Source organism: Stenotrophomonas sp. KH_052 (genome assembly GCF_057838755.1).
Map to the genome: position 1 here is coordinate 966,084 of NZ_CM174475.1, position 20,916 is coordinate 986,999.

The window sequence follows — 20,916 nt, forward strand, 5'->3', positions numbered from 1 at the left end:
CCTGGAGGCCCCGTTCCTGCAGGGTCGGGCGGGACTGGTGTCCCTCCGGCCCTGTGCTATTCTCGAATCGAACCCCCGTTCAGCGGGTGGGGTAACTGGGTAAGCGAAGCATGAGCGAAGACCGCCAAGGTCGTTCCACGGACACCGGCAAGATCCTCTACTGCTCTTTCTGCGGCAAGAGCCAGCATGAAGTGCGCAAGCTGATTGCGGGTCCGAGCGTGTTCATCTGCGATGAATGCGTGGAGCTGTGCAACGACATCATCCGTGAGGAACTTGAGGAAAAGGCGCAGTCGGCGCGCAGCTCGCTGCCCAAGCCGCGCGAGATCCTCGAGGTCCTCGACCAGTACGTGATTGGCCAGAACCGTGCCAAGCGCACCTTGGCCGTGGCCGTGTACAACCACTACAAGCGCATCGAGAGCCGGCAGAAGAACGACGAGGTCGAACTGGCCAAGTCGAACATCCTGCTGGTCGGCCCGACCGGTTCGGGCAAGACGCTGCTGGCCGAGACCCTGGCCCGCCTGCTCAACGTGCCGTTCACCATGGCCGACGCCACCACGCTGACCGAAGCCGGTTACGTGGGCGAGGACGTGGAGAACATCATCCAGAAGCTGCTGCAGAAGTGCGACTACGACGTCGAGAAGGCGCAGCAGGGCATCGTCTACATCGATGAAATCGACAAGATCTCGCGCAAGAGCGAGAACCCGTCGATCACCCGCGATGTGTCCGGCGAAGGCGTGCAGCAGGCCCTGCTGAAGCTGATCGAAGGCACCGTGGCCAGCGTTCCGCCGCAGGGCGGCCGCAAGCACCCGCAGCAGGAATTCCTGCAGGTGGACACCAAGAACATCCTGTTCATCTGCGGCGGCGCGTTCGCCGGGCTGGACAAGGTGATCCAGGCCCGTTCCACCGACGTCGGCAGCATCGGCTTCGGCGCCAAGGTGAAGAGCGCCGAGCGCAAGCAGGAAGTGGGCAAGGTACTGGCCGAAGTCGAGCCGGAAGACCTGATCAAGTTCGGCCTGATCCCCGAGTTCGTCGGCCGCCTGCCGGTGGTGGCAACCCTGGAGGAGCTGGACGAGCCGGCCCTGATCAAGATCCTGACCGAGCCGAAGAACGCCATCACCAAGCAGTTCAAGAAGCTGTTCGAGATGGAGAACGTCGAGCTGGAGTTCCGTCCGGACGCGCTGTCGGCCATTGCCAGGAAGGCGCTCAAGCGCAAGACCGGCGCCCGTGGCCTGCGCACCATCGTCGAATCGGTCCTGCTGGACACCATGTACGACCTGCCGTCGCAGGAAAACGTCAGCAAGGTGGTGGTGGACGAGTCGGTGATCGAGCACAAGTCCGAGCCGTACCTGATCTACCAGACCCCGGCGGCCCCTGAACAGAAGGCCGCAGGCGCCGAGTGATCCTTTCAAGTTTTTGATTTGAAAGGATTTTAAACGAACGCCTTGCATCTGAAAGCCGATGGCCCCATAACGGGGCCATCGGCTTTTTTTGTCTCCGGAAGATGCCCTCCCGGAGGCGGTTTTCCCCTTCCCTGGAGCCCCCATGGCCCGTTCCCCAAGTGAAACCCTCGACCTGCCGGTCCTGCCGCTGCGCGACGTAGTGGTGTTCCCGCACATGGTCATCCCGCTGTTCGTCGGTCGTGACAAGTCCATGCACGCACTCGAACAGGCAATGGAAGCGGACAAGCGCATCCTGCTGCTGGCGCAGAAGTCGGCCGAGACCGATGACCCGCATGCGGCCGACCTCTACCAGGTCGGTACGCTGGCGCAGGTGCTGCAGCTGCTGAAGCTGCCCGACGGCACCATCAAGGTGCTGGTCGAAGGCCTGTCGCGCGTGCAGGTGACCCACGTCGACGAGCGCAACGGCTCGCTGCACGGCCAGGCCGTGGAAATCGACGCGACCGACGAACGCGAAGCACGCGAGGTCGAGGCCATCGCCCGCTCGCTGATGTCGCTGTTCGAGCAGTACGTGAAGACCAACCGCAAGCTGCCGCCGGAACTGCTGCAGACCCTGTCCGGCATCGATGAGCCGGCGCGCCTGGCCGACACCATCGCCGCGCACATCAGCGTGCGCCTGTCCGACAAGCAGCGCCTGCTGGAAACGCTGGCGGTGGGTGACCGCCTGGAGATGCTGGTCGGCCTGGTCGACGGCGAGATCGACGTGCAGCAGATGGAAAAGCGCATCCGCGGCCGCGTGAAGTCGCAGATGGAAAAGAGCCAGCGCGAGTACTACCTCAACGAACAGATGAAGGCCATCCAGAAGGAACTGGGTGACCTCGACGACGCACCGGGCGAGCTGGAAGAGCTGGCCCGCAAGATCGCCGAAGCGGGCATGCCCAAGCCGGTGGAAACCAAGGCGCGCAACGAACTGAACAAGCTCAAGCAGATGTCGCCGATGTCTGCCGAGGCGGCGGTGGTGCGCAACTACCTGGAGTGGCTGCTGGGCGTGCCGTGGAAGAAGCGCAGCAAGGTGCGCAAGGACCTGAAGGCTGCGCAGGACACCCTCGACGCCGATCACTACGGCCTGGAGAAGGTCAAGGAACGCATCCTTGAGTACCTGGCGGTGCAGTCACGCGTGAAGCAGATGAAGGGGCCGATCCTGTGCCTGGTCGGTCCGCCGGGCGTGGGCAAGACCTCGCTGGGCCAGTCCATCGCCAAGGCCACCAACCGCAAGTTCGTGCGCATGTCGCTGGGCGGCGTACGCGACGAAGCCGAGATCCGTGGCCATCGCCGCACCTACGTCGGTTCGATGCCGGGCCGCATCGTGCAGAACCTCAACAAGGTCGGCAGCAAGAACCCGCTGTTCGTGCTGGATGAGATCGACAAGATGTCGATGGACTTCCGTGGCGATCCGTCGTCGGCGCTGCTGGAGGTGCTGGACCCGGAGCAGAACAACGCCTTCAACGACCACTACCTGGAAGTGGACCTGGACCTGTCCGAAGTGATGTTCGTGGCTACCTCGAATTCACTCAACATTCCGGGCCCGCTGCTGGACCGCATGGAAGTGATCCGCATCCCCGGCTACACCGAGGATGAGAAGCTCAACATCGCCACCCGTTACCTGTCGCCCAAGCAGATCAAGGCCAACGGCCTGAAGCCGGAAGAGCTGGAAATCGGCGCCGATGCCATCCAGGACATCGTGCGTTACTACACGCGCGAATCGGGCGTGCGCAACCTGGAGCGCGAGATCGCCAAGATCTGCCGCAAGGTGGTGAAGGAGATCGCGCTGGCCGGCCCGCAGCCGGTGAAGGCGAAGAAGGGGGCGAAGAAGTCCAAGGCGCTGGTCAGCGTGACCGGCAAGAACCTGGACAAGTACCTGGGCGTGCGTCGCTTCGACTTCGGTCGCGCCGAGGAAGAGAACGAGATCGGCCTGGTCACCGGCCTGGCCTGGACCGAAGTGGGCGGTGATCTGCTGCAGATCGAATCGACGCTGGTGCCGGGCAAGGGCCAGCTGATCCTGACCGGCCAGCTCGGCAACGTGATGAAGGAATCGGCATCGGCGGCGCTGTCGGTGGTGCGTTCACGCGCCGTCGGCTTCGGCATCGACAGCGACTTCCTGCAGAAGCACGACGTGCACGTGCACGTGCCCGATGGCGCCACGCCGAAGGACGGCCCCAGCGCCGGTGCCGCGATGGTCACCTCGCTGGTGTCGATGCTGACCAAGGTGCCGGTGCGTGCCGATGTGGCGATGACCGGCGAGATCACCCTGCGTGGTCGCGTCACTGCCATCGGTGGCCTGAAGGAGAAGCTGCTGGCCGCAATGCGTGGCGGTATCCGCACCGTCATCATCCCCGAAGAGAACCGCAAGGACCTGGCCGACATCCCGGCCAACGTCACCCGCGATCTGCAGATCGTGCCGGTGAAGTACATCGAAGAAGTCCTGGACCTGGCGCTGGAGCGTCCGCTGGCACCGAAGAAGGCGCGCAAGAGTGCGCAACGCGTCACGGTGCGCAGCAAGGCCAAACCGAGTGGAAGCGCGCGCGTCAAGCATTGACGCGCGCTGTCCAATGGCTTGAAACCCGCGTCGTTGCTGGCTTTCCAGCTTGCGTGGGGGTAGGGCCACTGGTATAAAAGCAGCACTCGCGAATGAGTGATCGCTGTCGGCGATGACTGAATCAGCGAACCGTTTCCACATGGCGGCCGCATGCAGAAGGCGTGCGGTTGCTTCCCTGTCGAATCTGCGGAACCCACCGCCAAAGGAGTTGTAGAGAATGAACAAGACCGAATTGATCGATGCCGTTGCTGAAGCTGCCGACCTGACCAAGGCCGAGTCCAGCCGCGCTGTCGATGCCGTCGTTGCTGCCGTCACCAAGGCGCTGAAGGACGGCGATGCGGTCACCCTGGTTGGCTTCGGTACCTTCCAGGTCCGCGACCGTGCTGCCCGCACCGGCCGCAACCCGAAGACCGGCGACACCATCAAGATCGCTGCTTCGAAGAATCCGTCGTTCAAGGCTGGTAAGGCCCTGAAGGATGCTGTAAACTAAGCGGCTCGCTGGGGTGCTTAGCTCAGCGGTAGAGCGTCTCCTTTACACGGAGAGGGTCGGGGGTTCGAAACCCTCAGCACCCACCACAGCACCGCGGTAAAAGTTTGAGTGTGGAGCGGTAGTTCAGCTGGTTAGAATGCTGGCCTGTCACGCCGGAGGTCGCGGGTTCGAGTCCCGTCCGCTCCGCCATTCAACGAGGCCTCCGGCCAAAAGCTGGAGGCTTTGTTTTCTCCCCGGTCCAGATCGGGCAGAAAACAAAAAAGGGTAACAATGCGGAGCGGTAGTTCAGCTGGTTAGAATGCTGGCCTGTCACGCCGGAGGTCGCGGGTTCGAGTCCCGTCCGCTCCGCCATTACATCGAGGCCCCCGGTCGAAAGCTGGGGGCCTTGTCTTCTCCCCGGCAGGTCCAGGAGGAAGACGAAAAGGTTTTTGCAAGAACGGAGCGGTAGTTCAGCTGGTTAGAATGCTGGCCTGTCACGCCGGAGGTCGCGGGTTCGAGTCCCGTCCGCTCCGCCATTGCAGAATTCTTAAGTCCCTGTGAAAAAACTTTGAAAAAAGTGTTCATCGGGCTGGGTTTCCAGGGTCTCTTCGGATATACTGGGCACCTGCAAAGTTTCAGCGCGGAGCGGTAGTTCAGCTGGTTAGAATGCTGGCCTGTCACGCCGGAGGTCGCGGGTTCGAGTCCCGTCCGCTCCGCCAACTTTAAAAGCCCTCGGCGCAAGCCGGGGGCTTTTTCTTTGTGACGTGCGGCAGGCCTGCCGATGTGCTGACGGCGCAGGTCTGCGGGGATCGGCGCAGGCCGCGCCGGGGCTGCTTTTGGTCCCTGCGGCGAAGCGGGTTACACTGCCGGGCTCGCCAATCAGGCCTTGTGATTCCTCACCATGCTGCAGAAACTCCGCGACAAGACCTCAGGCTGGATCGTCACTGTGATCCTGGGGCTGCTGATGATTCCGTTCCTGTTCGTGATCGACAACAGCTACCTGGGTGGCGTTGGCGCACAGAACGTGGCCAAGGTTTCCGCGCCTCCGACCTGGTGGCGTTCGGCCCCGTCGTGGTGGCCGGTGCGGATGCTGTGGCAGCACCATGAGATCAGTGCGCAGGATTTCCGCACCCGCTTCGAACAGGAGCGCATGCGCGAGCGCCAGCAGCAGGGCGAGAACTTCGACCCGCGCGCGTTCGAAAGCAATGAAAGCAAGATGGCCGTGCTCGATCAGCTGATCGATGAGCAGGTCGTGCGCCTGGTCGGCGAGCAGGCCGGTGTCGTGATCGGCGATGGCGCGGTGCGTGAGTACATCACCACCATCCCGGCCTTCCTCGATTCGAACGGCAAGTTCAACGAGAACAACTATCGCCTGGCCCTGGCCGGCGGCAATCCGCCGCGTACCCCCACCCAGTTCCAGGAACTGGTGCGTGAGAGTTTGCAGCAGTCGGTGATTCCTTCCGGCCTGCAGAACTCCGGCTTCGTCACCCAGGCCGAAACCGAGCGCCTGCTGAAGCTGCTGGGTGAAACCCGCGACGTCGAGCTGGCCGCGCTGCCGGAAGTGCCGGCCGATACCGCGCCGGTCACCGACGCGCAGATCAAGCAGTGGTACGACAGCCATGGCAAGGATTTCCGCCAGGCCGAGAGCGTGTCGCTGGAGTACGTCGAGATCAATGGTGGCAACCTGCCGGCGCCGACCGCGGCCGACGAAGCCACCCTGCGCAAGCGCTATGAAGACGAGAAGGCGAAGTTCACCTCGCCGGAACAGCGCCAGGCCTCGCACATCCTGCTGACCGGTGACGGTGCCGAAGCCAAGGCGAACAAGATCGCTGCCGAGGCCAAGGCTGCCGGCGCCGACTTCGCCGCGTTGGCCAAGGCCAACTCGGAAGATCCGGGTTCGAAGGAGCAGGGCGGTGACCTGGGCTGGGTCGAGCGTGGCGCAATGGTCAAGCCGTTCGAAGACGCCCTGTTCGCCGCCAAGGCGGGTGACGTGATCGGCCCGGTGAAGACCGACTTCGGTTACCACATCATCAAGGTCGCCGCCGTGCGCGGTGGCGAAGGCAAGTCGTTCGAGGAAGTGCGTGACACGCTCGCCGCAGAGCAGCTGAAGGCCGACGGCGAGCGCGGCTTCAACGAGCTGGCTGGTCGCCTGGTCGACGCCATCAACAAGAGCCCGAGCGATCTGGCCGCTGCGGCCAAGGAAGTGAACCTGCCGCTGCAGACTCTGGGCCCGATCACCCGTGCCACCGCCAGCGGTATTGCCACCGATCCGGCCGTGCTGCGTGCCGCGTTCTCCGACGTGCTGGTGCAGGACGGCACCGCCAGCGACCCGATCGCTCTGGGTGGCGCCACCAACCACAGTGTGGTTATCCGCGTGGCTGCACACACCCCGGAACAAGCGATGCCACTGGACAAGGCCCGCGAGCAGGTAATCGCCGCGATCCGCGCCGACCGCCAGCGCCAGGCCAGCGACAAGGCGGCCGACGCCGTGCTGGCCAAGCTGAAGGCGGGCGCCACACTGCAGTCGCTGGCCGCCAGCGAGAAGCTGCAGCTGAGCCCGATGCCGGGCCTGCCGCGCAGCCAGCCGGTGCCGACCCCGGAAATCAATCGCGCGATCTTCAGCGCACCGGTCCCGGCCGAAGGCAAGCCGAGCTACGGCAAGGTTGACGTCAACGGCCACGCGCTGCTGTTCGCAGTGAACAAGGTCAATCCGGGCGACATCAAGGAAGTGACCGCCGAGCAGCAGAAGCAGCTGAAGGACCAGCTGAGCCAGATCGACGGCATGGCCGCAGCCAAGGCCTACATCGAGGCGATGCGCAAGAAGTTCGTGATCCAGACCACCGAAGCGAACCTGTAAGCCTCGCGGCGAGCAGGATCGAAGAGGGCCCGGCAATGCCGGGCCTTTTTTTGTGCTTGCGGCTATGTAGAGTCGAGCCATGCTCGACTGCTTTTTGCGCCGACCATCCCGCGAGCGGAAGTCGAGCATGGCTCGACTCTACAGAGAGCAGATACCGCGGTGTTGGGGCCGTCAGTCTTCGACGCGCAGTACCGCGCCCGGCTTCAGCACGCTGCTGCCGCTCAGGCCATTCAGCGACAGCAGGGCCTTGACCGGCATGCCGTAGCGGCGGGCGATGGTCCAGGCCGACTCGCCATTCCGCACGGTGTGGCGACGGCTGCGCGGACGGTCGGCGATGGCCGCGACGGTCTTGGCCACCTGCGGTGTCGGCGCGGCTGCGGCGACCGGCACGGCGCTGGCGACCAGCGCGGTGGCAGTCTCTGCCACTGTCGCATTGGCGGCCGAGACCGGCGCCAGCACGCGGGTGGTGCCGGAGGCGCGGCCACCGCCTGCCAGGGCGGGATTGAGGCGGGCGATCCTGGCCGGATCCAGGGCACGCTGTGAGGCCCACTGCTGCACGCTGGTGCCGGCCGGCAGGGTGTGGTCCTTCAGCACCGGGACGGTGCGGTCCAGCGAAGCCATCACGCGGGGCTGGTCTTCCACGTCTTCCAGCACGCAGGCCAGGGCATGCAGCTTCTCGACGTAGGCATAGGTGACCGGCGACAGGCCGGGCAGCGCCGATGGCTTGGCGTTCTGCGCATTCATGCCCGCTTTGCGCAGCGACTGCAGCACGCGGTACTCGCCGGCGTTGTAGGCCATGGTGGCCAGGCGCCAGTCGCCGCCGAACATGCCGTGCAGGGTCTTGAGGTAACGCACCGCGGCCTGGGTCGAATCGACCGCTGAGAGGCGGCCGTCATAGCCGTTGGCCATCGGCACGCGATGGTTGCGTGCGGTGGTGGCGATGAACTGCCACAGGCCGGTCGGGCCGCTGCCGTTGCGCGCATTGGGCCGGTAGCCGCTTTCCACGAAGGGAATCAGGGCGAATTCGGTCGGTAGGTTGGCCTTGCGCAGTTCTTCAACCACGTAACCGAACAGCACCAGTGCGTCGTCATCCTGGTTGGCCAGGCGGGAAGGCGCGTGGGCGAACTGCTTCTGCCAGCGCGGGCTGGTGGCCTCGGCATCGCAGCTGGGCTCGGCCAGGCCGTCGCGGAAACTGGTGAAGATCTCCTGGCCGTTGCGCACCGAGGGCGCAGGCAGCGCGGACGGATCCAGCGGCAGCGCCGCAGCGGCGGTCAGGTTCTGGCTGATGCCGGCGCCCAGCGACTGCGCGCCCGCGGTTCCGGCCAACCCCAGGACAAGCCCCAGGGCCAGCGGCAGACTTCGGCGCATCATGCGCGGAAGCCGTCTTTCCAATGCCGGAGACCGGCCATCACGTCGACGTCGTCAACGACGTGACGGCCCAGGTGTGCCGACACCGACGCACGGATCGGCGCCGTGTGCACACGCAGGAAGGGATTGCAGTCGAATTCGTTGGCCAGGGTTACCGGCAGGGTGGAACGGTCATCGCGGCGCATGGCCAAAGCCTCCTCTTGGCGCTGCCACAGGGCAGCGTTGGCGGGGTCGACATGCCGCGCGAAGACGGCATTTGACACGGTGTACTCATGAGCGCAACACAGCAGCAGTTGCGCGGGCAGGGCACCCAGCTTCAGCATCGATGCCAGCAGCTGGGACGGCGTACCTTCGAACAGGCGCCCACAGCCCAGGCTGAACAACGAATCTCCGCTGAAAAGGTGTTCAGCAGTGTGAAACGCGATGTGGCTGCGGGTATGCCCGGGCACGGATAGTACGTGGAACATCCGGCCCAGTGCCTGAACGCGTTCACCTTCGCCCACCCGTTCGGTCGCCGTCGGGATGCGCTCCTCGACCGGCGCGATCACCCGCACGCCGGGAAAACGCGCCTGCAGTGCGGGCACGCCGCCAATGTGGTCATCGTGGTGGTGGGTGAGCAGGATGCTGTCCACGCGCACGCCCTGGTCGGCCAGCGCGAGCACCGGCGCGGCGTCGCCGGGATCGACGACCACGGCCGCACCATCGTCGTCGATCAGCATCCAGATGTAGTTGTCCGCAAATGCGGTCAGGGCAGTCAGTCGCATAGAATTGGACCATGCCCGCGCTGCAGAGCACCCGTCAAGCGAGCCAGGCCCCGTGGTTCGACAGCGAACCGGCGGTGGCATTGCGCGTGCTGGAGCGGCAGTTGCTGCTGCCGCAGCTGTCGGTGCTGCCGACGCAGCCGTGGCTGTGGATCGCACCAAGTGCGGCCTGGCTGGACGATGCGCAGCTGGGCGGACGCGGGCTGCGCCTGTTCCGGCAGGGGCAGGGCTATGCCGGCGATACCCGTTGCGCCCTGCCATTGCCGCTGGCCAATGAGAGCGTCAACGCCATCGTCCTGCAGCATGTGGTCGCCGCCGATGCCGACCAGCTGCTGGATGAGTGCGAACGCGTGTTGATGCCGGGCGGCCACCTGTGGCTGAGCAGCCTCAATCCGTTCAGCCCGTACCGCACGCGCTGGCGCCAGCATGGGCTGGTGGTGCGCACGCCGCAGCGGATCCGTCTGCTGCTCGGCCGCCATGGCCTGGAGTGCGAGGATATGCGCTACCTCGGCCCGCTCTGGCAGGGCGGCGGCAGCCGTCGTCCCGGCGGCTGGGCGCCGCTGCGCGCGGCCTGCCTGTTCCATGCCGAAAAACGCACGCTGGCCCTGCCTGGGCCGAAACCGCTGCCGGTGCGCTGGCACGGCACTGTTGCTACCTGATTCTGGAGTTGTATTGAAAACCATTGAAATCCATACCGACGGATCCTGTCTCGGCAATCCCGGTCCGGGCGGCTGGGCCGCGTTGCTGCGCTACAAGGGCCATGAGCGAGAGCTCAGCGGTGGCGAAGCACACACCACCAACAACCGGATGGAGCTGATGGCGGCCATTTCCGGCCTGGAAACGCTGACCGAGCCGTGCGACATCGTGCTCTACACCGATTCGCAGTACGTGCGGCAGGGCCTGACCCAGTGGATGCCCGGCTGGATCCGCAAGAACTGGAAGACCGCCGGCGGCGATCCGGTGAAGAACCGCGAGCTGTGGGAGCGCCTGCACGCGGCCACGCTGCGCCACCAGATCGACTGGCGCTGGGTGAAGGGCCACTCCGGCGACCCGGACAACGAGCGGGTCGATACCCTGGCCCGCAACGCGGCGATCCAGATCCGCGACTCCAGCCCGGTAAACTGAGCCCATGCGTCAGATCATCCTTGATACCGAAACCACCGGCCTGGAGTGGAAGAAGGGCAACCGCATCGTCGAAATCGGCTGCGTGGAGCTGTTCAAGCGCCGACCGACCGGCAACAACTACCACCAGTACATCAAGCCGGACTGCGAGTTTGAACAGGGCGCGCAGGAAGTCACCGGCCTGACCCTGGAGTTCCTCGATGACAAGCCGGACTTCGCGCAGATCGCCGACGAGTTCCTGGCGTTCATCGATGGCGCCGAACTGATCATTCACAACGCGGCGTTCGACTTGGGCTTCCTCGACAATGAGCTTTCGTTGCTGGGGCCGCAGTACGGGAAGATCACCGACCGCTGCACGGTGATCGATACCCTGGTGATGGCGCGCGAGCGCTTCCCGGGCCAGCGCAACTCGCTGGATGCGCTGTGCAGGCGGCTGGGCGTGGACAATTCGCACCGCGCACTGCACGGCGGCCTGCTCGATGCCCAGATCCTGGGCGACGTCTACATCGCCCTGACCTCGGGCCAGGAAGAGATCGGTTTCGGGTTGGGCGATGACGAGGCAGGCGCTGCCGGTGCGGCATTGCAGGCTTTCGATACCAGCAAGCTGCTGCCGCGCCCGCGCGTGGTGGCTACGCCGTCGGAACTGGAAGCGCACACCGCACGCCTGGAACGGCTGCGCAAGAAGGCCGGCCACGCGCTGTGGGATGGCCCGAAGGTGGAAGAGCCTGCCAGCGCGTAATGCCTGGGGTGGGGTAGTGCCGGCCGCTGGCCGGCAGCGTCGCATCCACGCATGGCGTGGATCTACCGGTTAGTGGCAGCGCACCAGGATCACGCTGATGTTGTCGCGGCCACCGCCATCGAGCGCGGCCGCGACCAGCGTATCCACGCATTCCTGCGCGCTGGCGTCGTCGAAGGCGAGGGTGCGCGCGATGCCGCGGTCGTCCACTTCCTCGGTCAGGCCGTCACTGCACAGCAGCAGCTGCATGCCCGGGCGCAGTTCGCCGCTGGTGGTGGCCACGTTCAGATGCGCCGGATCGGTCACGCCCAGTGCCTGGGTGACCACGTTGCGATGCGGATGCGCGCGTGCCTGTTCGGCCGTCAGGTTGCCCTGGGCGACCAGTTCCTGCACCACGCTGTGGTCCTGGCTGAGCTGGGCCAGCTGGCCGTCGCGCCACAGGTAGGCACGGCTGTCGCCGACCCACGCTACTTCATAGCGGTTGCCGTGCACGCGTGCGGCGACCACGGTGGTGCCCATCGGCAGGGTGTCGTTGCGGCGGCGCGAGGCGCGGATGATTTCTTCATCGGCTGTACGGATGGCCTGCGCCAGCGGTGCCCCACGGCGGATCTCGCGCACGATGGTTTCGCGCGCCAGCGCGCTGGCGACCTCGCCGCAGGCGTGCCCGCCCATGCCATCGGCCACCAGCCAAAGGCCGAGCTCGCTGTCACCGTAGTAGGTGTCCTCGTTGAGCTCGCGGCGCATGCCGGGATGGGTGAGATGTCCGAATTCGATCATGGTGGGCAACGGGCGCGGTATTGCGGGGGAAGACAGGCATCATCGGGTGGCGGCCGGGATCCGGCAAGGCATGCGCCCGCGAAATTTTCATCGGGTTGGCCGCAATGACTTGTCGTCGGCCTCACTTCCTCGTATGATGCGCGTCCCCGGTCCGCCGGGGACCACCCGGAGAGGTGGCAGAGTGGTTGAATGTACCTGACTCGAAATCAGGCAGGCGTTTATAGCGCCTCGGGGGTTCGAATCCCCCCCTCTCCGCCAGATATAGAAAAAGGGCTGCCGAAAGGCAGCCCTTTTTCTATATCTGGCGCGGGACGCGACGCGCTCTGCGCGCCGCCCCACACGTTGCTGCGCAACCTGTGGGCCCCTCCCTTTGCCGGCCTCTCCCCGCCCCTGTCGGGGCAGCCCCTCAACAGAGGGGCTTGTTGCTCCAGATGGTTCCGTGCGTGGTCGATGGGGCATTGATGACTTCCTTGTCTCTGCAGGAACAGAAGAGGGCTGCCGAAAGGCAGCCCTTTTTCTATATCTGGCGCGGGACGCAACGCGCTCTGCGCGTCGCCCCACATGTTGCTGCGCAACCTGCGGGCCCCTCCCTTTGCCGGCCTCTCCCCGCCCCTGTCGGGGCAGCCCCTCAACAGAGGGGCTTGTTGCTCCAGATGGTTCCGTGCGTGGTCGATGGGGCATTGATGACTTCCTTGTCTCTGCAGGAACAGAAGAGGGCTGCCGAAAGGCAGCCCTTTTTCTATATCTGGCGCGGGACGCGCCGCGCTTTGCGCGCCGCCCCACACGTTGCTGCGCAACCTGTGGGCCCCTCCCTTTGCCTGCCTCTCCCCGCCCTGTCGGGGCAGCCCCTCAACAGAGAGGCTTGTTGCTCCAGATGGTTCCGTGCGTGGTCGATGGGGCATTGATGACTTCCTTGTCTCTGCAGGAACAGAAGAGGGCTGCCGAAAGGCAGCCCTTTTTCTATATCTGGCGCGGGACGCGACGCGCTCTGCGCGTCGCCCCACACGTTGCTGCGCAACCTGTGGGCCCCTCCCTTTGCCTGCCTCTCCCCGCCCCTGTCGGGGCAGCCCCTCAACAGAGGGGCTTGTTGCTCCAGAGGGTTCCGTGCGTGGTGGATGGGGCATTGATGCCTTCTGCTCAGAACCTGTAGCCCAGCCCCAGCTGTACGCCGTTCTGGGACTGCCCGTCACGACGCTCGCCCACGTAGTCGACCATGATCGACAGCCGCTCGCTGGCACGACTGGTCACGCCCAGGTTCCAGGCCAGCACCTGTTCGCCCACCACCTGGCTGCTGCTGCCGAACAACAGGTCCGGGGCGGCAGCAAAGGCGGTGCTGTAGCGGGCCTGGGTATCGCCCAGTTCCTTCTGCCAGACCACGCGGGCACGCGGGGTGATGCGCTCGCCGCTGTTGCCTTCGAACGTCTTGAACAACTGCAGGCCGGCACCGACGCGGATGCTCTCCAGGCTGCCACTGCGGCCGACCAGTGCGGCCGCGTCCTGGCCCTCGTTGAAGCGCGTGGCTGAGGTGCGGGTGTAGTCGATCACTGGCAGCAGCGGCTGGATCACCAGACCCTTGCCCGTGGTGAAGGAGAGCGCGTGCTCCACGCGTGCGGTGATCGCATCGTTGTTGTATTTCGCGCGCAGGGGGGCCTGCAGGCCGTCGATGCCATCGATGCTGCGGCGGGTGTCGTGGCGAAGATCGGTGTAGCGGACGGCGGCGGACAGGTAGCCGCGCGAGTAGAGCGCATCCACGTAGCCGCCAATATCCAGTGCACGGACATCGCCAGTGAAGCCTGCGCCACCGCTGGATTTTGTCGACATGTCGGCCGCGGCAAGGCTTACGCCCAGTGTTACGCGGTCGTCTGCGAGGCGGGTATCGGCACCGAGCGCAATGCCACCGATGGTGTGGCTCAGGCCGGCGACACCGCCGTCACCCTCGATACGGCCATGGCTGGCGAAACCCCGCGCCCAGAGACCACGGTTGCGGCCCGTATCGTCCGTATCGTTGCCTGCATCCGATGGTGCGACCAGATGCATCGCCAGTTGGTTGAACAGCCGATTGCCGGTCATCGCCGATTGCACCGACGCCGCCTGTGCAGCCTGTGCCGCCAGGCCATCGGCATCGCCACCGCTGCGCGATGCGGCCTGATGCTGCTGCACCACGTTGCCGATGCTGCCGACCAGTGCGTTGTCGGCCAGGCGCAGGCTGGCATGCGCATCGCCGCGCAGCGCCCCCGCCTGGCGCGCGATGACGTCGCGGTCGGCGAACTGCAGAGCGCCCAGCAGGCCACTCATCGATGCCGTGCGCTGTGCCGCTGCCTGTTGCAGAGCAACGCCCAACCCATCACCGGATCGAGCATTGGCGAACAGGCCGGTGTCATCGAAGGAAGGATTGGCCGTCAGCCACAGGCCGCTGCCGGTCTGGTTGACAGTGAAGCTGAGCAGCGAGTTGTGGCGGGGACGGAACACGGCGCCCGGCGCCGTGAGATCAACCGCGCTCCCCGCTTCGCCACTGCGTTCAACGTACTGGAAGCGTCCTTCGATGAAGTCCGATACCGGAGCCGGGCGGGTCAGGGTGGCGGGCGTAGCCGTTCGGCACCACAGGCCTGCGTACTCGCCATTGGATGGGCTGCAGGGGGCGACAGGCAATTGCAGGGCGGCGGAATCCACCTGGGTTCCCACCAGATGGTTCTCCTGCCCTGCAGGGAAGAATGCCTGTTTCACGTCCAGCGTCAGCCTGGCAGTGGGCGCAATGCCCAGTACTGCGCGGTTGATGTTTCCGATCAGGTTGTAGTCGCTCGATCGCCTGTCCTCCTCGACCAGGAAGTAACGTGCCTCTTCCAGCGTCAGTGACGGTGCGGTGCGCTGGCTGTCGACCTGGAAGGCCAGGTTCGCACCGTCATTGAGGTTGATGTAGCGGCCCTTTCCGATCCGGAAGCGTTCGCTGGTGAAGACGTCGTCGCCGCCTGGTGCCAGCGCTTCCAGCGAGTAGGGGCGCATGACGATGCCGGACGGTGCCAGCGTGCCGCCTTCGTTGATGTCGATCGTGGCATTCAACGAGCCGTGGCCGGCAAGTACACCGCCACGTTCGACCAGGGTCAGGTTGCGCAGCGCGCCGCCCTGTAGTTCGATCCGGCCACCATTACGGGCACCGATGGCTTCGGCGTGATGTATCCAGCCATTCTGCTGCAGCCGCAGGGTGCCACCGTCCACGACCACGTACTGGGCAGCGGAAGGAGTATCCAATGACCAGACGCCGCCCTTGCCGATGCGGATGACCCCGAAGGCATCGTCCAGCCGGATGTCCGACGCCGACTGCTGGAAGTAGCGCAGGTTGGCGACCGCGTTGGTGTAGCGACCGCGAACCGCCAGATGCGGATTGAGATCCCCACTCACCTCCTTCTCGACGGAGAGGACATCGCCCGGCATCACGTAGCCGGCCTCGGTCACCACGCGATCGCTGTACATCGTGACACCTGGATATTCAGTGCAGTTGCCTGCAGCGCTCTGGTCACGGGTCGGGCAGAAGCGCGTGGCCACGGCCACGGTGGTGGGGTCGAAATAGCGCAGGAAGCCCGATTGCTGGGTCAGTTCGTAGTGGGCCTGGATGATGCGTGCTTCGATGACTGCGAAATCGGTGGGGCCGAACATGTCCCGGTAATACTTGATGTACTTGTCCTGCCCCGGATAGGGCGTGGGTCCATTGGGGCCGGATTCACCATGGATCCCCAGCACGGTCTGGGTGTAGTTGCCATGTGCTGGCAGCAGGCCGAACTGCGTCACCTTCCGGTTCACGCCTGCGACGAAAGCATCCGCGCATGCCGAGTAGCAACCGCCGTCCAACACGGTATCCAGCCCGTGCTGGCGGATGATGGCGCCCATTCCCACGCCACCGGAGGCGGCGCCACCGGGTGAGTTGCGGAACACCACCTGGCGCAGTGGCGTGCCGCGTGCCTTGGCGGCAAGGACATAGGCCTCCAGCGTACCGGGGTCGGTCGCCAGCACATTGCCGGTGTAGTAAAGCGTGTCTCCATTCACATGGAAGGCACTGGCACGGGCTGCGGGCGCGGCCGCCATGCCGAGGAGCGCTGCAAGAAGGGCGCTGCCGAGGATGGCTTTGCGGTGGGCGGGCAGGGCGGGAAATGGGTGCATGCGAAGTTCCACGGCAGAGGGGTGAAGTGCGGTCCCGCCGCTACCCCGCTGCATGAACGTGCTGATATCGCGTGATATCAACGCGTTACGGCGTGAGCGCAGGGTGTGCCGCGCTCCAGTCCGTCAGGGTCGGGCCGGGAGAGTCCGGCACGCAGGCCGTCTCTCCCGATCACTAACGGATGGACAGGGCGTTCTCCCCCAGTCCTGCCTGGAGGACCCATGCAACGAAGAGGCGAAGCGTCCGCGCCGCGCGGGTTACCATGTGCGCATCACCTGTTGGAGCGTGCCCCCATGACCGCTGAAATCCTTGTTCCTGTTTCTTTCGGCGAGTTGCTGGACAAGATATCGATCCTGCAGATCAAGTCCGAGCGCATCAGCGACGAAGGCAAGCTGGCCAACGTGCGCAAGGAGCTGTCGGCGCTGGAGCAGACCTGGATGGCGCACCCGGCGGCGGTGAAGGACATCGCCCGGCTGCGGGCCGAGCTGAAGACGGTCAACGAGCAGCTGTGGGACATCGAGGACGACATCCGCCTGAAGGAGAAGGCGCAGGCGTTCGACCAGGGCTTCATTGATCTGGCGCGCAGCGTCTACCTTCGCAACGACGAGCGCGCGCGCATCAAGAAGGCGATCAACCTGGCGCTGGGTTCGGCCTACGTCGAAGAGAAGTCGTACCAGGATTACGCGCAGCGCGCGTAATCCGGGGCAGCCTGCCGCTCACCCCAGGTGGTCGGCGACGTAGCGCTCGAACGCAGCGATACCGTCTTCCACGGTGATCAGTTCCATCACATCGTCGAACTCGATCTTGGTGCCCCACTTCAGATCCGAGGCCTGCTTGGCTAGGTACTTGCGCGCGGCATCGTCGTAGCGGTCCACGCAGTAGCGGCGGTCGGAATACGGGCCGCTGCGGTTCGGGTTGCTGGCCGCATGCAGGCCCAGTACCTTGGCGCCCATCGCGTTGGCGATGTGCATCGGGCCCGAATCCGGGGTCATCACCAGGTTGGCGCGGGCAAGCAGGGCAGGCAGCTGCTTGAGCGTGTCCTTGCCGACCAGGTCCAGCGCCGGGGTTTCCAGCTGCGCCAGGATCGCGTCGGCCATGCTGCGCTCCAGTTCGCTGCGGCCACCACACAGCACCACCTGCCAGCCGCGCTGTGCGGCGTGGTTGGCGACGGCGGCATAGCGGTCGGCGTACCAGTTGCGGCGCACGTGGCTGGAGCACGGCGAGATCATCAGCACCGGACGGCCATCGTCCTGCCACTGCGCGGCGGCCCACTCATGGGCCGCCGGCGGCACGGCCAGGTCCCAGCTGACCTCGGTCTGGCGCAGGCCCATCGGCTCGCAGAAGCTGCCGATGGCGTCGAGCACGTGGATGCCGGGGCGGTCGGGAATGCGTTCGTTGATGAAGAGACCATGCAGGTCCTTGGAGCGGCTGCGGTCATAGCCGATGCGGCGTTCGGCCGGAATGAACGCCGACAGCAGGTTGGCGCGGAACGCGACCTGCATCTGCAGCAGGGCCTCGAAACGCCCCGGTGGCAGCTGCTTGCGCAGTTCCTTGACCCCGGCCATGCCGCTCTTCTTGTCGTAGGCATGGAAGGTCACGCCGGGCAGGCCGTCCAGCAGCTTGTGGCCGGCCTTGTCGATGATCCAGTGGATCGGCGTGTCCGGTCGCGCCGCCTGCAGCGTGCGCACCAAGGGCACCACGTGGGTGACATCGCCGAGTGCGGACAGGCGCAGGAGGCACAATGAGGAGGACGCTGATGCCATGTGTTGTTAGACTCAAAGAAATGGTCGCATTCGACGCCAATGAAGCGCTGACGCCATGCCGCGAGGGTCGCGGCATCGGGGCCATTCTGTTCGACCGCGAGCGGCTGCGGCAAGCCGAGGCCGACCTGTTCTCGCCCCAGCACTGGGGCAGCAAGGCCCGGCCGGTGGGCGAGGGTGGCCGTGGCAGCGCCTGGTTCATCGATGCGCCGTTCGGTGCCAGCGTCCTGCGCCACTACCTGCGCGGCGGCTTGGCGGCGAAAATCAGCCATGACCAGTACCTCTGGCGCGGCGCAGACCGGACCCGCAGCTTCGCCGAATTCCGGCTGATGCGCGCACTGCGCGAGAAGAAGCTGCCGGTACCCCGGCCCCTGGCGGCGTTCTACATGCGCGAGGGCCTGCGCTACCGGGCGGCGATCCTGATGGAGCGGATCGAGGGCGTGCGTTCGCTGGCCGACCGCGCGCTGGTCGCCGGCCGTGGTGCGCCGTGGGAAGAGACGGGGCGGTTGATCGCCCGCTTCCACCGGGCCGGGCTGGATCATGCCGACCTCAACGCGCACAACATCCTGTTCGATGGCAATGGCCATGGCTGGTTGATCGACTTCGACCGTGGGGTGATCCGCATTCCGGCCACCGCCTGGCGCGAGCGTAACCTGAAGCGCCTGCTGCGCTCGCTGATCAAGCTGCGCGGCGAGCGTAGCGTGGAAGACGTGCAGAAGGACTACGTGCGGCTGCGCCGCGCCTATGACATGGCCTGGAACCGGGGCACCTGATGGACTGGTCGTTGCGTTTCCTTGGCGTCGGCAATGCGTCGGCGGTTGAGCTGGGGTCGCCGATGTCGGTGATCGAGCGCGATGGCCGGCCGTGGCTGACCATCGATTGCGGTGGCGAGGGATTGACCGCGTTCAAGGCGCACTACGGGCACATGCCGCAGGCGCTGTTCGTCACCCATGTGCACCTGGATCACGTGGCCGGCTTCGAACGGCTGTTCGTCGACACCTTCTTCAGCGGGCAGCGACGCGGCAAGGTGCGCCTGTACGTGCCGGCGCCGGTGGTGCCTCTGCTGCACAAGCGCATCGGCGATTACCCGAACGTGCTGGCCGAGGGCGGTGCCAACTTCTGGGACGCGTTCCAGCTGATCGTGGTGGGCGAGGCGTTTTGGCACGAGGGCGTGCGCCTGGAAGTGTTCCCGGTACGCCACCACTGGCCCGAGACCGCCTATGGCCTGCGCCTGCAGGGTGCGCTGGCTTGGAGCGGCGATACCCGGCCGATTCCGGAGATGCTGGCGCGCTATGCCGGTGACAACGAGCTGATCGCGCATGACTGCGGCCTGCACGGCAACCCGTCGCATACCGGCGTGGAAGACCTGGAGCGCGAGTACAGCGCTGAGCTGCAGGCGCGGATGATGCTCTATCACTACGCCAGCGAGGCCGACGGTCAGGCGCTGGCCGCGCGTGGACACCGCGTGGCCCAGCCAGGGCAGTGCGTGCCGCTGGCCAATCCGACCGCACCGCACGTCCTGGCCCAGGACCCACCGTGAGCGGCGCCGGCCGGCCCGCCGATGCGGCGCTGGCCGCCGAACTGGAAGCGCTGGAGCGTGCGCTGCACGAGCCGCAGGTGCGCGGTGACCGCGAGCGTCTGGCGGCACTTCTGGACGAGGATTTCAGCGAGATCGGCAGTTCCGGCCGCTGCTATGGGCGTGCCGCTGCGCTGCAGGAGATTCCGCTGGAGCGGGCGGAGGTTGAAATTGAATCGGGCGACTATGCCGTGTGGCTGCTGTCCGATGGCCTGGCACAGGTGCGCTACCGCAGCCGCTACCACGTTGATGGCCAGGCCCAGGGCTGGGTGTTGCGCAGTTCGCTGTGGCGAAGGCATGCGCAGGAATGGCGGGTGGTGTTCCACCAGGGCACGCCTGAGGCGCGGTAGCGCCGGGCAGGGTTGAGGGCATCGGTAGCGCCGGGCCATGCCCGGCGAAAAGCGCCAACCAAGATTGGCAGCTACCAGAAGTGGGGCAGCGCCCGAAAAGGCGGTGGCCCCGCCGGCTGACCTCGGCGCCCGCGTCGATCGATACCGTTGCTGCCTTCCGGCCCTGGCGGGATTTTCGACCTAGCGTCGCGAGGGGCCGACGGGGCCACCATAGAGACGTTGGCCGCCCAGAAGGCGGCCAGTTCGCGGATCAGGGGAAGCAGCGCGCGTCGCGCCGGAGACCACAGCCGGACTGCACATCGGTTGGCCGATGGCAGAGGCGTATTCTAGCCCAGGCATGCACGCCGACGCCAGCTTCACGCGCTGAATCGGTTGTAACCCGTGCCCGCCGGCAACGGCCCGGGCCAACCGTCGTTGCTAGAATGCCGGCCAGGAGGAACGACCTCCCCCACATCGGGAATCAATGACCAGGACGGCCTGGCCCTACCAAGAGGAGGGCTGTCATGGCCTGGATCTATCTGTTGTTCGCCGGCCTGCTGGAAATCGTCTGGGCCGTGTCCATGAAGCAGTCCGAAGGCTTCACCAAACTCACGCCCACCGTGGTCACCATCATCGGCATGATCGCCAGCTTCTGGCTGCTTGCGGTGGCGATGCGCAGCTTGCCGCTGGGTACCGCTTATACGATCTGGACCGGCATCGGGGCGGTTGGCGCGTTCGTGGTCGGTATCGTCTTCCTCGGCGAGCAGGTCAGCCCGATGCGGATCGGCGCGGCACTGTTGATCGTCTCCGGCCTGGTGCTGATGAAACTCTCGAGCAGCTGAGTGCATTTGGTTGGGCGGAGAAGGGAATCTCCGCCTGCAGCAGGTATATGCATTTTCGGCAAGATGATTTTCTTCACGCATTTTATTTGACGTGCGTCATGAAAATAATGCGTGTGATTCACATGCCGCTGGCGCCATCGGTCGCACAGTGCCGCCATTCGTCATGCGAAATCGGG

General features: G+C 65.5%; 17 protein-coding genes, 6 tRNA genes and 1 other RNA gene. 18 read left to right on the forward strand and 6 right to left on the reverse strand.

Annotation, left to right across the window (positions count from 1 at the left end; all coding sequences use genetic code 11):
* Positions 1–110 precede the first annotated feature (110 nt).
* The 9 genes from clpX to AC3ITW_RS04385 all read left to right on the forward strand — a co-directional run bounded on the left by clpX (position 111) and on the right by AC3ITW_RS04385 (position 7,319).
* Positions 111–1,400 (forward strand): ATP-dependent Clp protease ATP-binding subunit ClpX, encoded by a 1,290-nt coding sequence (gene clpX / locus AC3ITW_RS04345; RefSeq protein ID WP_004146319.1) that lies wholly within the window; start codon positions 111–113, stop codon positions 1,398–1,400.
* 142 nt (positions 1,401–1,542) lie between these two features.
* Positions 1,543–3,993 (forward strand): endopeptidase La, encoded by a 2,451-nt coding sequence (lon, locus tag AC3ITW_RS04350; RefSeq protein ID WP_012510194.1) that lies wholly within the window; start codon positions 1,543–1,545, stop codon positions 3,991–3,993.
* A 217-nt stretch (positions 3,994–4,210) separates the two neighbouring features.
* Positions 4,211–4,483 (forward strand): HU family DNA-binding protein, encoded by a 273-nt coding sequence (locus AC3ITW_RS04355; RefSeq protein ID WP_004146343.1) that lies wholly within the window; start codon positions 4,211–4,213, stop codon positions 4,481–4,483.
* An 11-nt stretch (positions 4,484–4,494) separates the two neighbouring features.
* Positions 4,495–4,569 (forward strand) — tRNA-Val (locus AC3ITW_RS04360).
* Positions 4,570–4,595: 26 nt separating this feature from the next.
* A tRNA-Asp gene (locus AC3ITW_RS04365) sits at positions 4,596–4,672 on the forward strand.
* A gap of 85 nt (positions 4,673–4,757) precedes the next feature.
* Positions 4,758–4,834: transfer RNA gene (locus AC3ITW_RS04370), tRNA-Asp, on the forward strand.
* A gap of 87 nt (positions 4,835–4,921) precedes the next feature.
* Positions 4,922–4,998, forward strand: a tRNA-Asp gene (locus AC3ITW_RS04375).
* Between the two features lie 106 nt (positions 4,999–5,104).
* Positions 5,105–5,181 (forward strand) — tRNA-Asp (locus AC3ITW_RS04380).
* Positions 5,182–5,363: 182 nt separating this feature from the next.
* Positions 5,364–7,319 (forward strand): peptidyl-prolyl cis-trans isomerase, encoded by a 1,956-nt coding sequence (locus tag AC3ITW_RS04385; protein WP_012510195.1) that lies wholly within the window; start codon positions 5,364–5,366, stop codon positions 7,317–7,319.
* A gap of 171 nt (positions 7,320–7,490) precedes the next feature.
* Here the strand turns inward: AC3ITW_RS04385 and AC3ITW_RS04390 are convergent, their stop codons facing one another.
* Both AC3ITW_RS04390 and gloB read right to left on the reverse strand, forming a co-directional pair.
* Complete coding sequence (locus AC3ITW_RS04390) at positions 7,491–8,690, reverse strand: lytic transglycosylase domain-containing protein (RefSeq protein WP_489390083.1); 1,200 nt, start codon at positions 8,688–8,690, stop codon at positions 7,491–7,493.
* Complete coding sequence (gene gloB, locus AC3ITW_RS04395; protein WP_100434120.1) at positions 8,687–9,451, reverse strand: hydroxyacylglutathione hydrolase; 765 nt, start codon at positions 9,449–9,451, stop codon at positions 8,687–8,689. Before gloB ends, AC3ITW_RS04390 begins: the two co-directional genes overlap by 4 nt.
* Before the next feature lie 11 nt (positions 9,452–9,462).
* On the opposite strand from gloB, the gene AC3ITW_RS04400 reads away from it, so the two are divergent.
* The 3 genes from AC3ITW_RS04400 to dnaQ are packed head-to-tail and all read left to right on the forward strand — an operon-like array spanning position 9,463 to position 11,309.
* Entirely contained in the window at positions 9,463–10,107 is a 645-nt protein-coding gene (locus AC3ITW_RS04400) for a methyltransferase domain-containing protein (RefSeq protein ID WP_012510198.1), read from the forward strand.
* Between the two features lie 13 nt (positions 10,108–10,120).
* On the forward strand, positions 10,121–10,573 hold the full coding sequence (gene rnhA, locus AC3ITW_RS04405; RefSeq protein ID WP_012510199.1) for a ribonuclease HI: 453 nt from the start codon (positions 10,121–10,123) through the stop codon (positions 10,571–10,573).
* Positions 10,574–10,577: 4 nt separating this feature from the next.
* Positions 10,578–11,309, forward strand: a complete 732-nt coding sequence (gene dnaQ / locus AC3ITW_RS04410; RefSeq protein WP_004146409.1) for a DNA polymerase III subunit epsilon — start codon at positions 10,578–10,580, stop codon at positions 11,307–11,309.
* Between the two features lie 69 nt (positions 11,310–11,378).
* Here the strand turns inward: dnaQ and AC3ITW_RS04415 are convergent, their stop codons facing one another.
* Positions 11,379–12,083 carry a PP2C family protein-serine/threonine phosphatase gene (locus AC3ITW_RS04415; RefSeq protein WP_004146411.1) on the reverse strand — a complete coding sequence of 235 codons (705 nt, stop codon included), beginning with the start codon at positions 12,081–12,083 and terminating at the stop codon, positions 11,379–11,381.
* 167 nt (positions 12,084–12,250) lie between these two features.
* Here AC3ITW_RS04415 and AC3ITW_RS04420 point away from each other — a divergent pair.
* Positions 12,251–12,341, forward strand: a tRNA-Ser gene (locus AC3ITW_RS04420).
* 879 nt (positions 12,342–13,220) lie between these two features.
* Here AC3ITW_RS04420 and AC3ITW_RS04425 read toward each other — a convergent pair.
* Positions 13,221–16,235, reverse strand: coding sequence for an autotransporter outer membrane beta-barrel domain-containing protein (locus tag AC3ITW_RS04425; RefSeq protein ID WP_489390084.1), 3,015 nt, complete (start codon positions 16,233–16,235; stop codon positions 13,221–13,223).
* A gap of 291 nt (positions 16,236–16,526) precedes the next feature.
* On the opposite strand from AC3ITW_RS04425, the gene AC3ITW_RS04430 reads away from it, so the two are divergent.
* Positions 16,527–16,931: a DUF6165 family protein gene (locus AC3ITW_RS04430; RefSeq protein WP_012510201.1), complete on the forward strand. Its 405-nt coding sequence runs from the start codon at positions 16,527–16,529 to the stop codon at positions 16,929–16,931.
* Between the two features lie 18 nt (positions 16,932–16,949).
* Here AC3ITW_RS04430 and AC3ITW_RS04435 read toward each other — a convergent pair whose 3' ends face one another.
* Positions 16,950–17,996, reverse strand: a complete 1,047-nt coding sequence (locus AC3ITW_RS04435) for a glycosyltransferase family 9 protein (RefSeq protein WP_100434121.1) — start codon at positions 17,994–17,996, stop codon at positions 16,950–16,952.
* 20 nt (positions 17,997–18,016) lie between these two features.
* Between AC3ITW_RS04435 and AC3ITW_RS04440 the strand changes: the two genes are divergently transcribed.
* Genes AC3ITW_RS04440 through AC3ITW_RS04450 form a run of 3 tightly spaced genes read left to right on the forward strand, consistent with a single transcriptional unit; the run spans position 18,017 to position 19,919 of the window.
* Positions 18,017–18,766, forward strand: coding sequence for a 3-deoxy-D-manno-octulosonic acid kinase (locus tag AC3ITW_RS04440; protein WP_012510203.1), 750 nt, complete (start codon positions 18,017–18,019; stop codon positions 18,764–18,766).
* Positions 18,766–19,533, forward strand: a complete 768-nt coding sequence (locus AC3ITW_RS04445) for an MBL fold metallo-hydrolase (RefSeq protein ID WP_012510204.1) — start codon at positions 18,766–18,768, stop codon at positions 19,531–19,533. The genes AC3ITW_RS04440 and AC3ITW_RS04445 overlap by 1 nt, the downstream gene beginning before the upstream one ends.
* Positions 19,530–19,919: a nuclear transport factor 2 family protein gene (locus AC3ITW_RS04450; protein WP_100434122.1), complete on the forward strand. Its 390-nt coding sequence runs from the start codon at positions 19,530–19,532 to the stop codon at positions 19,917–19,919. Before AC3ITW_RS04445 ends, AC3ITW_RS04450 begins: the two co-directional genes overlap by 4 nt.
* A gap of 106 nt (positions 19,920–20,025) precedes the next feature.
* Here the strand turns inward: AC3ITW_RS04450 and ffs are convergent.
* An RNA gene (ffs, locus tag AC3ITW_RS04455) (signal recognition particle sRNA small type) lies at positions 20,026–20,122 on the reverse strand.
* Positions 20,123–20,422: 300 nt separating this feature from the next.
* Here ffs and AC3ITW_RS04460 point away from each other — a divergent pair.
* The gene (locus AC3ITW_RS04460) at positions 20,423–20,740 is read left to right on the forward strand and encodes a DMT family transporter (protein WP_004146694.1); all 318 of its coding nucleotides are present in this window, start codon (positions 20,423–20,425) and stop codon (positions 20,738–20,740) included.
* The last annotated feature ends 176 nt before the right edge of the window (positions 20,741–20,916 follow it).